11 protein-coding genes are annotated in these 14288 nt (G+C 73.8%); 7 read left to right on the forward strand and 4 right to left on the reverse strand.

Annotation, left to right across the window (positions count from 1 at the left end; translation table 11 throughout):
* The first annotated feature begins 281 nt into the window (after positions 1–281).
* The 7 genes from ABXS69_RS08035 to ABXS69_RS08065 are packed head-to-tail and all read left to right on the forward strand — an operon-like array spanning position 282 to position 9444.
* Positions 282–2450 (forward strand): polysaccharide biosynthesis protein, encoded by a 2169-nt coding sequence (locus ABXS69_RS08035; protein WP_366180175.1) that lies wholly within the window; start codon positions 282–284, stop codon positions 2448–2450.
* On the forward strand, positions 2447–3613 hold the full coding sequence (locus ABXS69_RS08040; RefSeq protein WP_366180176.1) for a glycosyltransferase family 4 protein: 1167 nt from the start codon (positions 2447–2449) through the stop codon (positions 3611–3613). The genes ABXS69_RS08035 and ABXS69_RS08040 overlap by 4 nt, the downstream gene beginning before the upstream one ends.
* Complete coding sequence (locus tag ABXS69_RS08045; protein WP_366180177.1) at positions 3610–4950, forward strand: glycosyltransferase family 4 protein; 1341 nt, start codon at positions 3610–3612, stop codon at positions 4948–4950. Before ABXS69_RS08040 ends, ABXS69_RS08045 begins: the two co-directional genes overlap by 4 nt.
* Positions 4943–6790 (forward strand): glycosyltransferase, encoded by a 1848-nt coding sequence (locus ABXS69_RS08050; RefSeq protein WP_366180178.1) that lies wholly within the window; start codon positions 4943–4945, stop codon positions 6788–6790. Before ABXS69_RS08045 ends, ABXS69_RS08050 begins: the two co-directional genes overlap by 8 nt.
* Entirely contained in the window at positions 6787–7659 is an 873-nt protein-coding gene (locus ABXS69_RS08055) for an ABC transporter permease (RefSeq protein ID WP_366180179.1), read from the forward strand. The genes ABXS69_RS08050 and ABXS69_RS08055 overlap by 4 nt, the downstream gene beginning before the upstream one ends.
* Positions 7643–8683, forward strand: a complete 1041-nt coding sequence (locus tag ABXS69_RS08060; RefSeq protein ID WP_366180180.1) for an ABC transporter ATP-binding protein — start codon at positions 7643–7645, stop codon at positions 8681–8683. Before ABXS69_RS08055 ends, ABXS69_RS08060 begins: the two co-directional genes overlap by 17 nt.
* Positions 8680–9444, forward strand: coding sequence for a DUF6270 domain-containing protein (locus ABXS69_RS08065; RefSeq protein WP_366180181.1), 765 nt, complete (start codon positions 8680–8682; stop codon positions 9442–9444). The genes ABXS69_RS08060 and ABXS69_RS08065 overlap by 4 nt, the downstream gene beginning before the upstream one ends.
* Positions 9445–9507: 63 nt before the next feature.
* Here ABXS69_RS08065 and ABXS69_RS08070 read toward each other — a convergent pair whose 3' ends face one another.
* Genes ABXS69_RS08070 through ABXS69_RS08085 form a run of 4 tightly spaced genes read right to left on the reverse strand, consistent with a single transcriptional unit; the run spans position 9508 to position 14274 of the window.
* Positions 9508–11382: a glycosyltransferase gene (locus tag ABXS69_RS08070; protein ID WP_366181575.1), complete on the reverse strand. Its 1875-nt coding sequence runs from the start codon at positions 11380–11382 to the stop codon at positions 9508–9510.
* A gap of 2 nt (positions 11383–11384) precedes the next feature.
* Positions 11385–12455 carry an XcbB/CpsF family capsular polysaccharide biosynthesis protein gene (locus ABXS69_RS08075; protein ID WP_366180182.1) on the reverse strand — a complete coding sequence of 357 codons (1071 nt, stop codon included), beginning with the start codon at positions 12453–12455 and terminating at the stop codon, positions 11385–11387.
* A gap of 11 nt (positions 12456–12466) precedes the next feature.
* Entirely contained in the window at positions 12467–13561 is a 1095-nt protein-coding gene (locus ABXS69_RS08080) for an XcbB/CpsF family capsular polysaccharide biosynthesis protein (protein WP_366180183.1), read from the reverse strand.
* 50 nt (positions 13562–13611) lie between these two features.
* Complete coding sequence (locus ABXS69_RS08085; protein ID WP_366181576.1) at positions 13612–14274, reverse strand: CDP-glycerol glycerophosphotransferase family protein; 663 nt, start codon at positions 14272–14274, stop codon at positions 13612–13614.
* Between the last annotated feature and the right edge of the window lie 14 nt (positions 14275–14288).

Genomic DNA, 14288 nt, shown 5'->3' on the forward strand with positions numbered 1-14288 from the left:
GCGATCAGTCGTGACCAGCGCGGCATTTCAGCCGTCATCCTGTCATGAAAACGCGGTCAGCGCCCTTGGCGGACCACGCGCCGACCACCGCTCGGCCGCCCCTCCCGCGAAAGGAGGAGCCTGTGATCTCCACCGAATCCACTCCACAAGCAGCGCTTATAGGGGATACTGGGTTGACGCCGCCTCAGGTGCCTCAGTGATGATATAACGCCTGACCTGTTATATCCCCGCACCGGCTCCGCGGGCGCCGCGCCCTTTTCCCTGAACGAAGGACTCTCCCCGTGCCTGAGCATGGCGCCGCCCCGACCGAGGCCGGGGCGCGGGCTGCCCGTCAGTCCGCGACGCCCCCATCACCGTCGGAGCCCCCACCGCCCCTGGAGGACGGGGCGGTGCCCCAGTGGCGGGAGAGGGAGATCGGCGGCTCGCGCCTGCACCTGCCCCACGGCGCGACCGCCGCCCTCGACTCCGCGATGTGGGGGCTGGCCGTGATGGCCGTGGCCGCCCTCAGCCTGACGGCGGGGAGCGACGCCCATCCCGAGGGCATGGGGGTCACGCTGACGGCGCTGCTGGCGGTCATCCTCCAGATCGCCGGCTACCTCGCCTTCCTGCGGGGCAGGGCGCGCTTCGCGACCATCGACGAGGTCCCCTCCGTCCTGCTCACCGACGTCATCATCGCCGTCGCCCTGTCGGCGGCCTCAGGGATCTCCGCGGGCCTCCTCCTGCCGTTGCGCTACTCCATCCTCTCCGGCGGCGCCGCCCTCACCCTCCACCTCGCCTGCCGATGGCTCTTCCTGCGCGTGGTCGAGACGCGTCATCGCCCGGTCGGCCGGCGCGCCCGCCGCGTGATCGTCATGGGCGCCGGTCATGGCGGGGCGGCGGCCATCAGCATCATGCAGGACGACCCCTCCTCGCCCTACGCCCCCGTCGCCCTGCTCGACGACGACCCCGCCAAGCGGCACCTGCGGCTCTCCGGCGTGCAGGTGCTCGGCCCCTGGCGCTCCCTGGCGCAGGTGGCCCGGGAGACAAACGCCGACCTCGTCCTGCTGGCCGTGCCCTCCGCCAGGCCGGATGAGGTCGACGGCGTCGTGACCCGGGCGCGCGAGCTCGGCCTCGAGATCCGGGTCATGCCCGGCACCGAGGAGCTCATGGGCCTGGCGCCCTCCCTCGCGCCCGCGCCGCCGAGCGCCGTCGCCCAGCGGGGCACCGGGATCTTCCGCCCCCTGGAGATCTCGGACCTGCTGGGGCGCCGGGCGATCGATACCGATGTCGACGCCATCGCCTCCTACCTGACCGGCGAGAGAATCCTCGTGACCGGCGCGGGGGGCTCCATCGGGGCGCAGCTGTGCCATGAGATCGCGCGGTACCGGCCCGAGCGGCTCATCCTCGTGGACAGGGACGAGTCCGCCCTGCACGCCGTCCAGCTGTCCCTCGACGGTGAGGCGATGCTCGACTCCCCCGACCTCATCCTCGGGGACCTGCGCGTCCCCGGCTTCATCAGCGGCCTCTTCGACGAGGCTCGCCCGACGATCGTCTTCCACGCCGCCGCGCTCAAGCACCTCACCCTCACCGAGCGTTTCCCCGAGGAGGCGTTCCTGACCAACGTGGCCGCCACCCGTGACCTCCTCACAGCCGCGACCAGCCATGACGTACGCCTGTTCATCAACATCTCCACCGATAAGGCGGCCGATCCCACCAGCGTGCTCGGCCACTCCAAGCGCATCGCCGAACGGCTGACCGCCGCCGTGGGGATGAGCCTTCCCGCCGAGCGGCGCTTCATCTCCGTGCGCTTCGGCAATGTCCTGGGCTCGCGCGGCTCGGTGCTCCACACCTTCGCCTCCCAGCTGGAGCGCGGATTGCCCCTGACCGTCACGGATCCCCGTATGGAGCGCTTCTTCATGTCCATCAACGAGGCCTGCCAACTGGTCCTCCAAGCCGGGGCGCTGGGGCGCTCCGGCGAGGTCCTCGTCCTGGACATGGGCGAGCCGCACAATATCGAGTCCCTGGCCAGGCGCTTCGCCTCCCTCATGGGCGATGACGAGCCGCGGGTGACCTACACGAGGGTCCGGCCCGGGGAGAAGGTGACCGAGTCGCTGTTCGGTGCCGGGGAGGTCGACCGCCGTCCCTGGCACCCGCTCATCTCGCACGTGGATGTCGCGGAGCTCGGTCTGGGGGTCCTCCAGGACATCGATGATCTCCGTCGGCGCTCCGAGTGGGGCCGCCAGGGCGAGCTCGTGCGCGGGTGGATGACGAGGACGAGCGAGGCCCCCGCTCCCGGGGCACCGCCCGCGGACCCCCGGGCCGGTGGCCCCGCGGGCGGTCGGACCGGCGGGCCCGGCGTCAGGCCGGCCACCCGATGGATGCGCGCGCTGGCGAGCGGGCGGCCGACCGTCGCCCGCAGTGGCGCTCCGACCGCCAGGGGCGCCGTCGAGCGGGCGGGCGCCTCCACGTGATCCAGCAGGCCTTCTCGATCCCGCAACCGCTCGGGGCCTGGGCCTGGGGCACGGCCGTCGGCGCGCTCGCGGGCCTCTCGGCCGGGGCGGTCCTGACCGCCGCCATCATCCCGGTGCTGCGGCGGGCCGGCGTCATCGATGTCCCCGTCGACCGCTCCCTCCACGCCAGGCCGGTGCCCCGCGGGGGCGGGGGAGCCCTGGTGCTGGCCACGGTCATCGCCGTCGGCGCGGGCCTGGCCGGCGCCGTGGCAGGGGGGCCGATGGTCCGCTCCGGCAGGCTCATCGAGGTGCTGAGCGTGGGTCTCTCCGCGATCCTCGCCCTGGCGATCCTGGGTCTCGGCGACGACCTGTACACGCTGCCGATCAAGGGGCGCCTCATCGCCCAGGCGATCCTGGGCGCTGGGCTGGCCCTGCTCACGACGTCGATCACGGGGGCCCCGCTGTGGCTCGTGATCCCGCTGGGCGCGGGCGCCGTCGCCATGGTCAACGCCACGAACTTCATGGATGGGGCGAACGGGGTAGCCGCCGGGCACGCCCTCGTGACCGCGGCGTACTACGCGCATGTGGCCTTATCGGCGCAGATCCCCGGGATGGCGCTCATCATGGCCGGGCTCGGCGGGGCGGTCGCCGGGTTCCTGCCCTTCAACGCCCCCCGCGCCCGGGTCTTCCTGGGCGACTCCGGCTCCTACGCCCTCGGGGCGGCCTGGTCCTTCGGCGCGTCCCTCTGCCTGGCCTCCGGGGTGCCGCTGCTCGTCGCGGTGGCCCCACTGCTGGTCCTGGCCACTGACACGGGCCTGACCCTGTGGCGCCGCGCCCGCTCCGGGCAGCGCTGGTACGAGCCGCACCGCGAGCACGTCTACCAGCGGCTCGTCGCCGCCGGCTGGCCCCATTGGGCGGTGGCGCTCCTCGTGGGCGCCTGCGCGGCGGCCTGCTCCGCGGTGGCGCTGGCCTCCTGGCAGGGGCCCGGCGGGCCCGTCGCGTGGGCGCCGGGCGTCATCGGGACGCTGGTGGTCCTGGCGTGCTACATGAGCCTGCCCTCGCTCGTGACCGCGGCGCGCGATGAGCGCCATCGGCGCCATGGGCGTCCTGGTCTCCGCGACAGCGGCGGCGAGAGCGGTTCCGGCTCACGGGCCACCGCTCCTGAGGGCGGTGGGGAGGAGTGAGGATCCTCCTTCTCACCCACTACTGGGCGCCCGAGGCCGGCGCGCCGCAGAACCGCTGGCAGTGGCTGGCCCGGGGCCTGGTGGGGCGCGGTCATGACCTCGCCGTGCTCACCCCCGCCCCGCACTACCCGGTCGGCGCCCTGCTCGATCCCTCGCCCCGGCTCGCCCCGGGCGCCATCGCCCGCGACGACAGTGGGGCGATGGTCCACCGCACCGCGTTCAGGGGCTATGGGACGGGGATCGGCGAGCGCGGCGCGGATCAGGGGCTAGCGGCCGCGGACGGGGCCCGCCTGGCCCTGGCGCGCTTCAGCGGGCGCCATCGCCCCGACGTCGTCATCGGCTCGGTCCCCGGGCTGCCGACCCTGCCCGCGGCTCTGGCGGTTGGGCACGCGCTGCGGCGCCCCGTCGTCGCCGAACTGCGTGACGCCTGGCCGGACATCCTCGAATCGAGCCGCCGCTGGGCGGGGGCCCCTGGCGAGATGGGCGCCACCGGCAGAGCCGGCAGAGCCGGCAGTGCTGGCAGTGCTGTCCACGCCGACGGCGTCAGCAGCGCCATCGGCGGCGCCGCGCCGCGCCTGTCGCGCCACCGCGCCGTGGGCCTCATCCCCCCGGTGGTAACCGCCCTGGAGCGGAGGGCCGACGCCATCGTGACCACCACGGAGTCCTTCGCCCAGGCACTGCGCGAGCGGGGCATGAGGAGGGTGGAGGTCATCCGCAACAGCGCGGCCCCGTCGGACTGGGCGCTGCCTGCTCCCCCGCCGCGCAGGCACGGCGATGATGGTCGCCCGGAGCTGCGCGTGGTGTACCTGGGCACGGTGGGGCGCAGCCAGGGACTGGCGGCCGCGGTGGAGGCGGCGGCCCTCGCCGAGCGCCGGGGGGCCCGCCTGCGCCTGCGGATCGTGGGCGACGGCGCGCGAGCGGCCCGCATCCGCGCCACCGCCGAGCGCCTCGGCGCTCCGGTGGAGATGCTGCCGCTGGTCGCTCCCGGGGCGGTGGCCGAGCACTACACCTGGGCTGACACGGTCCTCGTGAGCCTCCAGGACTGGCCCGCCATGTCCATGACGGTGCCCTCCAAGCTCTACGAGGCCCTGGCCACCGGCCGTCATATCAGCGGCGCCGTCGCCGGTGAGGCGGCCGGCATCATCCGGTCCGCGAGCGCCGGGCTCGTGGTGCCCCCGCAGGACCCAGGGGCGCTGGCCGCCGCCTGGGCCGATCTGGCGGCCAACCGCTCCGCCCTCGCAGTGAGCGCCGGGCCGCAGTGGCTCGCCCGGCACGCCGACCGGGATGACCTGGTGGACGGCTACGAGGCGCTGCTCGCGGAGGTGGCCCATGGCTGAGACCCGGGCCCCCCAGGCCGCGCCTCCCGCCCCGCGGTCGGCGTCCCCCGCGGCCACCAGGCTGCGCGCCGCCGGTCTCCTGGCCGACACCGTCGCGCGGCACATGGCGGAGGACCCCCTCCTGCTGGCCCTGCAGGGCGCCCGCCGCCTGCCCCACGGGGCGCGCGCCGCCCTGGCCGGAGCGGTGGGCGCCGGCGCGGGCGATGGCTCGCTGCGCGCCGCCCTCGCGTCCCTGCTCGCCGACCGCCCCGAGCGCGTGGTGGAGTCCCTCGCCCAGGCCCGCCCGAGCAGCGGCCTGGGCCGGCGCCTGGCGGCTGAGCTCGCCCTGGCCGTGGGCCTGGCCGATCTCCTGCCCGGCGGGGCCCCGGCCGCGCCGCCGAGGATGAGGGCCCGGGACCTGTGGTCACGGGGGCACCTGGATGAGGCGATCGGGGCGCTCGATGCCGTCCTGGCCGACTCCTCCTCCCGGGGGGCGCGCCCAGTCCACCCCCCTCACTCGATCCGGGCCGCCAGGGCGCGCCTGTCCGCCGAGCTGGCGACGATGTCCCCGGGCTTCGCGCTGCCCGCCGTCTCCTCCCCCGGTTGGCAAGGGCCGCTGCGCTCATCGGCCCCCCGGGTGCTGCACCTGCTGACCAACTCCCTGCCGCACACCCAGTCCGGATACGCCTTGCGCTCGCACCACCTGCTCCTCGCCCAGCGGCGGGCGGGCGAGGAGCTGAGAGCGGTCACCCGGGTCGGGTACCCCGTGACCGTGGGCCGCGCGGGGGCGGCCTCGCGCGACGTCGTCGACGGCGTGGAGTACCACCGGCTCCTACCCTCCCGGCTCGCGCCCACGCCCGCGGCCCGCCTGGCGCAGACGGCCCGGCTCCTGGCCCAGCAGGTGGCCGCCTTCCGCCCCGGGGCGCTGCACACGACGACGAACTACGCCAACGCCCTCGTCGTCTCCGCCGTGGCGCGCGGGCATGACTTGCCGTGGGTCTACGAGATGCGCGGGATGCTGGAGTACACATGGGTGGCCTCCCGTCCCCCCGAGCAGCAGGCCGAGGCCCTGACCTCCCAGCGCTTCGCCCTGCTGAGGGCCAAGGAGGCCGAGCTGGCCCGGCAGGCGGACGCCGTCATCGTCCTGTCGGCGCTCCAGCGCGATGACCTCGTGGGCCGGGGCGTGCCCGCCGAGAGGATCACGGTCGTGCCGAACGCGGTGGACGGGGAGGTCCTGGCCGCCGAGCCCCGCTCCCCCGCCGAGGCGCGCGCCCGCCTGGGCCTGCCGACCGGGGGCTTCTGGGTGGGCAGCGTCTCGTCCTTGGTGGACTACGAGGGGTTCGACGTGCTCCTGCGGGCCGTTGCTCTCGCGCGCGCCCGGGGCGTGGACGCCCGCTGCGCGATCGTGGGCGACGGCGTGAGCCGGCCGGGGCTGGTCGCGCTGGCCGAGGACCTGGGCCTGCTGGGCCCGAGGTCGGGGGTCTGCGTCCTGCCCGGCCGGGTCCCGGCTGGTGAGGCCCTGGGCTGGTACCAGGCGCTCGACGCCTTCTGCGCCCCCCGGCGGGACACGCCGGTGTGCCGGATGGTCACGCCGTTGAAGCCGCTGACGGCGCAGGCGCTCGGGCGCCCGGTGATCGCCTCGGACCTGCCCGCGCTCGTGGAGGTCACCCGGGGCGGCGGGCTCCTCTTCCCCGCGGGCGACGCCGGCGCCCTGGCGGAGCGGATCAGGCTGCTCGCCCGGGCCGGAGCCGATGACGCGCCGGCCCGAGCGGCCCACATCACGCCGTCGGCTAGGAGCGGCCTGCCCACCTGGGAGGACAATGGGATCGCCATCCGCACGATTCATGAGGAGGCGCGATGAGTATCAGTCCTCCGGCGCCCTGGCTCGAGAGGCCGGATCCAGCGGGGCTGAGGCCCGTCGGCAAGCGCCCGCCCCTGCTGGCGTACATCCGCCGCACCTGGCAGCGCCGTCATTTCATCTGGGCCGACGCCCGCGCCCGCGCCCTGGGGACCCAGCGGGGGACCCTCCTGGGCAATATCTGGCTCATCGTCAAGCCGATGCTCGACGCCCTGGTGTTCTTCACGGTCTTCGGGCTGCTGCTGGAGACCAACCGGGGCATTGACAACTTCGTGGGCTACCTGCTGGTGGGGGTCACCATGTTCCCCACGCTCCAGCGGGCGATCACCGGCGGGGGGCAGGTGATGTTCGCGGGGAGGAACCTCATCCGCTCCTTCTCCTTCCCCAGGGTCGCCCTGCCGATCTCCTTCACGATCCGGGGCGCCCTGGACGCGCTGCCGCCATTGGCCGCCCTGCTGCTCATCGTCATGATCCTGCCGCCACACGCCTGGCCCTCATGGCACTGGATCCTCATCGCGCCGATCTTCGCGCTGCAGAACCTCTTCGCCCTGGGCCTGGCGCTCTTCACCTCCAGGCTCACGGCGCAGCTGCCGGACATGCGCAACGTGTGGCCCTTCGTGGCGCAGTTCTGGTACTTCGGCTCGGGGGTGTTCTTCTCCTTCGACAGGATGACGCACCGGCCCGCCGCCAGGTTCGTCGTCGACTGGAACCCCGGCTACAAGCTGCTGACCATGTACCGCGACGTCATCCTCTACCAGCGCGTGCCGCCGGGGCACGACTGGGCGGTCATGGGCCTGTGGGCGCTCGTCGCCGTGGGCGTCGGGTACGTCTTCTTCTGGATGAGGGAGGAGTCCTATGGCGTCGAGCGCTGACCCCCTCGCCCCCCGCGGGGCCCCATCCGATGGCGGGCCCGCCGCCCCACCCGTGACCGTCATCGTCGACGACCTCCACGTGCGCTACCGGGCACCCTCGGCGGACGCCTCGGCCATGCGCGCCCTCAGCCCCGCCAGGCGGGTCGCGATGAGGGCCCTCGGGCAGCGCCCGCGCGTGGCCGTCGACGCGCTCAAGGGGGTCTCCTTCGTGGCGCGGGCCGGAGAGTCCCTGGGGATCCTGGGGCGCAACGGCTCGGGGAAGTCCACCCTGCTGCGCATCGTGGCGGGCCTGGAGACGCCGCGCTCCGGGAGGGTCCTGGCCCGCTCCACGCCCGTGCTCCTGGGCGTCAACGCGGCCCTCGTGCCGGACCTGCCCGGGGAGCGCAATGTCATCCTCGGCTGCCTGGCCATGGGGATGACGCCGCCGCAGGCCCGCGCCGCCCTGCCGGGGATCGTGGCCCTGGCGGGCATCGGCGAGGCGATCTACCGGCCCATGAGCACCTACTCATCAGGGATGGCCTCGCGGCTGCGCTTCGCGATCGCCGTGTCCGCGAGCCCGGACATCCTGCTCATCGACGAGGCCCTGTCCACCGGGGATGCCGCTTTCAAGGAGCGCAGCGAGAGCCGGATGGCCGAGCTGCGCGCGGGGGCGGGCACGGTCTTCATCGTCAGCCACGCCGCCCAGACCATCGAGGAGATGTGCACGCGCGCCATCTGGCTCATGGACGGCCAGCTCATCGGCGACGGGCCCGGCCCGAAGATCGCCCACGACTACCGCTGGTGGTCCTGGAACGTGGCCAAGGGGGAGCACGCCGTCGCGGACGAGATCCTGGCGCGCTGCCGGCGCAAGTGGGCGCCCCGCGCCGCTTCCGCCCCCGCGAGTCCCTCGGCGCCCGCCCCCGCCAGTGCCGGTAGGATGGGCGAGCCGGCGGCCCCCGGGCCCGCCTCCTCCCCGCCATCCCCCCGCGCCGCGCGCCGCCCTGACGCCTACGCGCCCCGTCACCGTAAGGACGCCTCCCAGTGACCGAACCCGCCCCCGCTCGATCCCTGGCGATCCTCGGATCCTGCGTGGGCAGGGACTCCGCCACGGCGCTCCAGGAGCGGGGCTGGTCGGTGGCCCGCTACGTCGCCAGGCAGTCCATCATCTCCACCGGCAGTGCCGTGGACGTCAGCGCCATCGACGCCGACGCGCTGGACAGCGCCTTCGCGCGGCGCTGCTTCGCCTCCGACGCCGCTGGCGACGCCGAGGCCCAGCTGGCGGGCCTGGCCGCGACCACGGACGCGCTGCTGTGGGACCTCACCGACGAGCGCCTCGGCGTCATCGAGGCCTCCCCCGGGCACTGGCTCACCCGCTCCACGGAGGGCCTGACGGCGAGCCTGCGCCTGGGCCGGGACTTCTACGGGCCGCTGGGCGGGCGCCTCGTCGAGATGGGCACCGACGAGCACCAGGGGCTCTTCGCCGCCGCCCTGCCACGCCTCGGGGCCATGCTCGAGCGGGTCGGCCTGCTGGAGCGGACGATCCTCCTCCAGGCGCCCTGGGCGGCCCGCACGGCGCAGGGGCGCTCAACGGTGCGCAGCTGGGGCATGAGCGCCCTGGGGGCCAACTGGGCGATGATCGATTACTACGAGAGGGCTCGCGAGCTGGGCACTCACGTGCTCCAGGTGCCCGACGAGCTCGTCGTGGCCGATGACGCCCACCGCTGGGGGGCGGCCCCCTTCCACTACATCGACGCCTTCTACGACTGGGTGGCCGACGGCGTCGAGGCCTTCGCGGCGCGCGGCTGAGGGATCGACGGGGCTCCCCGGCCCGCGCCGGGTCCCGTCCCCCGCGCCCCTCGGGACGGTCCTTCAGGGCAGTTCGGTGGCGCCCGGCGCGCCGAAGTGGCTGATGCGCGAGGTCGCCAGGATCTCGGCGTCGTCGATGGCCCACGTGTGATCGGCGGCGGCGCCCCGGCGCTGGACGAAGCCGAACCGGGAGGTGGAGTAGATGCTCGCGCCAGCGTCGATGGCGCCGCGCAGCAGCGCGGTGTCCTCGCCCTGGCTGGTGTCGGGGAAGCCAACGGATCGCGCGAGGTCGGACCTGGCCACGATCGTCGGTCCGGAGACGAAGGAGGTGTACCTGTGCTCCCACTCGGGGAAGCGCAGGACGGTGAGATCGCTGCCCGCCAGGTGCACGTGGTGGGCGTGCTTGCCGACGATCCCGGCGCCCGAGTAGTCGATGGCGCTGAGGGCCTCGGACAGGTAGTGGGGGCCGTAGAGGTCGTCGTCGTCCATCTTGGCGATGAGGTCGGCCTCGACCCGTTGGAGCATGGACGCGTAGTTGGCGCCGAGGCTCGTGCCGGCCGGCGCACTCATCCACGTGGCCTCCAGGCCGAGCTCGCGGGCGCGGGCGCGGGCGGCGGCGTCGGCCTCGAAGCCGTGGGTGAGGATGATCGGGCGGATCTCCACCTCTTCCTGGGCGGCGAGGGTCTCCAGGGCCGCCACCAGGCGGTGGGGCCGGTTGGTGGAGATGAGGGGCGCGACGGAGGGGATCCGGCGGCGCCGCTCAGGCATCCCCAGGTCGGCCAGGACCGTGTCCACCCGGTGGGCGTAGGTGTGATGGGCCCAGATCTCGCGCTGGGCGAGGTGCGTCATGCGGTCGCCGAGCCCGGGATTGGCGCAGAGCGCCCGCATGGCGCGCTCGGCGCCGGCGCGGTCCTGGACGACGGCGAGGCTCCCGCCGGGCAGGAAGGCGCCGGTGGCGGGGCTGGGCATGGTGACGACGGGCGTGCCGCAGGCGGTGATCTCGAAGATGCGCCGCGCCATCATCGAGGGGCTGGTCACCACGGAGTTGACGTTGAGGAAGACCCGGTGGGCGCGGTAGGCGGACAGCATCTGGACGTAGTCGAGGCTGCCGCGCACGGCGGCGTCGTGGGGCCCGGGGAACTGGTAGCGGTCGTCGTCCCCCAGGTAGCGCGAGTAGATGACGAGGTCGTGGCCCGTGCAGCGCCCGGCGTCGGCGGCGGCGCCGAGCAGGGTGTCCATCTGCTCGCGGCGCTCGGGGTACTTGTGGGCGAAGTACATGCCGGCGAAGGCGACGCCGCGGCGCTCCACGGGGCGCCCGTCCGGGCCGACCAGGCGGATGGGGTTGTGGATGGATGGCTGAGCGGCGAAGGGCAGGACGCCGACGCGGTCATGCCCGAGCTCGGCCCGGTAGCGCGGCACGAGGGTGGAGTCCGTGGTGTAGACGCGGTCGAAGAGGGCGGCCGTGGCGATGGCGTCGTCGTAGTGGGCGGGGTCCTCCTTGTTCCAGAAGACCGTGGGGATCCCGGCGGCCCGCGCCGCGGCGATGAGGTCCCGCAGCCCCTCGGAGGGGGCTGAGTCGCCGAGGACCTGGTAGATCCAGGCGTCGTCGTTCCCATGCCAGGCGGACTCCACGAAGATGAGGTCGAGGGGCCGCTCGGCGAACTGGGCTCGCCAGCGCAGCGGGTCGAGGAGCACCGCGCGCCACTCGTAGCGCAGGGCGAGGGAGGTGAACTCGTCGGCGATGACCCCGACGGTCACGTCGTGCCGGGGCGCCGTGGCCTCGGGGAGATCCCAATCGGGGATGCCCTCCACGCCCCGCCCGACGGCGGCGCGCGCGCGACGCCGGCTCACGGTGGGCCGGGCGGCGCGCTGGCGGCGGCGGTGCTCCCTCAGGCCGGCCGGGCCGCCGTGGCGCAGGTGCCACAGCGCGCGCCGCATGCTCACAGCTCGATGGTGCCCTCGGGGAGGGACCAGCCCAGGATGAGGGCGTTGACGGCCATGAGGGTCGGGCCGAGGACGACTCCGGGCTCCCATGGGCTGTCGGCGATCATGACATCCGAGGAGTCGAGGAGGAGGGTGGGGCGGCGCAGGCTCTGGGCGTACTGAACGACCATGTCGTGCTGCGGCGACCGCGGGGAGGTGAGGAACACCCCCCTGCCCCCGGTGGGGCGCTCAGAGGCCAGGAGCTCGGCGAACACGCTGTCCTTGGTGGAGGTGAAGACCTCCGGGCCCGTGAAGTGGGCGTCGTCGTGGGAGCGCTCGTGGTACTGGTCCCCCAGCACGGGGTCGGCGGCAACGAAGGGCAGGCCGAGGGCCACCCCGTGGCGCACGGCGCCGGTGGCGCCCTTGGAGGAGCCCAGGAGGCACACCTGCGCCGGCGGGATGTCGAAGGAGCGGATCGCCCGGGCGATGAGCGCGCTGATGGCGGTGGCGTTGCCCGGAGCGTCGAGGGTGTCGCCGTAGAAGGAGCCGACGACGCCGCCCAGGTCGCCGATGCGCAGGATCGCCGTGTCCCCGGGGGTCAGTCCGCGCAGGTGCTGGTAGTCGTGGGGGAAGTACCGCCACAGGGAGGCCTCGTCGTCATTCGCGTGGATCGCTGAGAAGACCACGACGAGGCGCCGTAGGGCGTTGCCGCCCTCGGGCAGGATCATCTGGTAGAGGACGCCGTCCTTCGTCATGGAGATCTCGCCGGAGGCGATGGGCTCCCAGAAGCTGCGGATCCGGCCGCGGGCGATGTACTTGGCCACGCCGTCGCCGCCCTCCCAGATGAAGTAGCCCTTGCCCGCCAGGAGCTTGTGAAGGGCGTGGAGGCGGGCGTCGGCGCGCCCCGCCCCGATGGGGCCCCCGGGGCCGGTGATCGCGGCGTCGGCGACCCGGATGAAGTCGGGGTCCTGGTCGGCCAGGGCGGCCTGGAAGCCGGCCGGGTCGGAGGCGAAGTCGTCGAGGGGGACGTCCCACACGCCCTTGTGGGGGCGGCGGGGCAGGAGCTCAACACCGTCTAGGTAATCCATCTCTGCACCTCTCAGCACTTGTGGGCGCTGGTGGACTGCGCCGCGATCGTGCTCCCCACCGGGATCCCCAGCAGGAGGGCGTTGAGCACGGTGATGGCTGGCCCGAGGACCGCGCGCGCCACGTCGGGGTGGGCGCCGACCCTGGGGTCATCGGACTCGTAAACGGCGCAGGGGCGCCGCAGGTCTCGGGCGAAGGCGAGAGCGTCGGAGGAGATCTCGGATCCTCTGGCGGTCAGGACCGCGCCGGGCGGCGGGGAGGCGCTGCCGGGCGCGTCGATGAGCTCGGCGAGGACCTCCTCGACGCGCCTGGGGAAGATGGGGGCGCCGGTGAAGTGCTGGTCGTCGCGCTCCTCCCGGTAGTAGGTGTCGTCCACGACCGGGTCGACGGCGATAAAGGGCAGGTGGAGGCGAAGCCCGTGGATGGCGGCGCCGGTGGCTCCCTTGGAGGGACCGATGAGGCAGACGCGCTGGGGCGGCAGGCCGAGCCTGTTGATGGCGGTCACGATGAGCTCGGAGATGTCATCGCAGTTCGACGGCGCGTCGGCGGTGTCCATGAAGAACGAGCCGGAGATGCCGCCCAGGTCGCCCAGCCTCAGCACGGCCGTGCCGGGGGGAGTCAGGGACCCGATGTGGCGGAACTGGGGGAAGATGTAGCGGTCCAGCCCGGGGTGGTTCCAGTCCGAGTGCATGCCGGAGAAGACGACGACGAGGTAGCGGGCGGGCACCCCCCGCTCGGGCTCCTGGTAGGAGTAGGCGACGCCGGAGCGGGTCAGGGAGCACTCGCCGGTGCGCACCTCGTCCCAGAAGGAGCCGACGCAGCCGCGCCGCACGAGGACGCCCTCGCCGTCGCCGGCGCCGGCCACGAGGTACCCCTCCGCGGTGATCGCCTTGAGCGCCGCCCTGACGCCCGGGTTCTGGCGGGCCAGGGCGATGAGGGTGGTGTCGGTGCCCAGGCGCTCGTCGGTGACCCTCAGGCGGTCCGGCGGCGCCATGGTCGCGGGCCTGAGGATCGCCTGCGGCGAGGACAGGAGCGAGGACAGGTCCACGGTCACGGTCCTGCTGCCCGCCTCCTGGCGGACGGTCCCCACGTCGTCGAAGACTCCCACTGTTCCTCCTCGTTCTGGGCGCGGCTGGCATGCCGCTGCTCGTCGGTCTGTCATGTCAGGAGGGCGCCGAGCGCCCGCTCGGAGGCGTGCCCGTCGTCCCAGGGGACGAAGAACTCGGCGCGTTGGCGGTAGCGGTCCCCGTAGCGCTCGTCGTAGGCGTCGATGCCCTGGAGCTCGGCGAGGAGGGCGTCCTGCTCGTGCAGGAGGGGTCCCACCGCGCACTCCCCCACGGTCATGTACATGCCGCGCGAGGCGGTGTACTCCTCCAGGTCGGGGACGTAGTTGAGCACGGGCTTACCGGTGCACAGGTAGTCGAACATAACCGAGGAGTAGTCCGTGACCAGCGCGTCGGAGACGATGATCAGGTCGTTGATGTCGTGGTGCTCGGTCAGGTCGAGGATCCGCGCCCGGCTGACGTCCTTGGCCGAGGCCCGGCGGTTGTAGTTGTGCCCGCGCAGGATGATGGTCCACTCCTCGCCGAGATCGTCGGCCAGGCGGTCCAGGTCGAGCAGCTCTCGCATGGCCGAGACCTGGCCGCCGGCGCCGGTCTCGCGGAAGGTCGGGGCGTACAGCAGCACGCGGGCGTCGGGGCGCAGGCCGAAGCGGGAGCGCACATGGGCGCGCTCGGCGTCGTCGGCCCGCACGAGGCGGTCGTTGCGGGGGTAGCCGATCTCCAGGATCGGGCCGTCGTAGAAGAACTCGCGGGCGGCGATGGAGGAGAAGAAGG

Origin of the sequence: Actinomyces timonensis, assembly GCF_040702965.1 — a bacterium.
In the GTDB taxonomy this organism is placed as follows: domain Bacteria; phylum Actinomycetota; class Actinomycetes; order Actinomycetales; family Actinomycetaceae; genus Actinomyces; species Actinomyces timonensis_A.

Excerpts from the sequence above, each read along its gene's own strand:
- ABXS69_RS08070 (WP_366181575.1), bottom strand. The coding sequence starts at position 11,382 with ATGCGGCGCGCGCTGTGGCACCTGCGCCACGGCGGCCCGGCCGGCCTG.
- ABXS69_RS08060 (WP_366180180.1), top strand. The coding sequence starts at position 7,643 with ATGGCGTCGAGCGCTGACCCCCTCGCCCCCCGCGGGGCCCCATCCGAT.
- ABXS69_RS08075 (WP_366180182.1), bottom strand. The coding sequence starts at position 12,455 with ATGGATTACCTAGACGGTGTTGAGCTCCTGCCCCGCCGCCCCCACAAG.
- ABXS69_RS08055 (WP_366180179.1), top strand. The coding sequence starts at position 6,787 with ATGAGTATCAGTCCTCCGGCGCCCTGGCTCGAGAGGCCGGATCCAGCG.
- ABXS69_RS08050 (WP_366180178.1), top strand. The coding sequence starts at position 4,943 with ATGGCTGAGACCCGGGCCCCCCAGGCCGCGCCTCCCGCCCCGCGGTCG.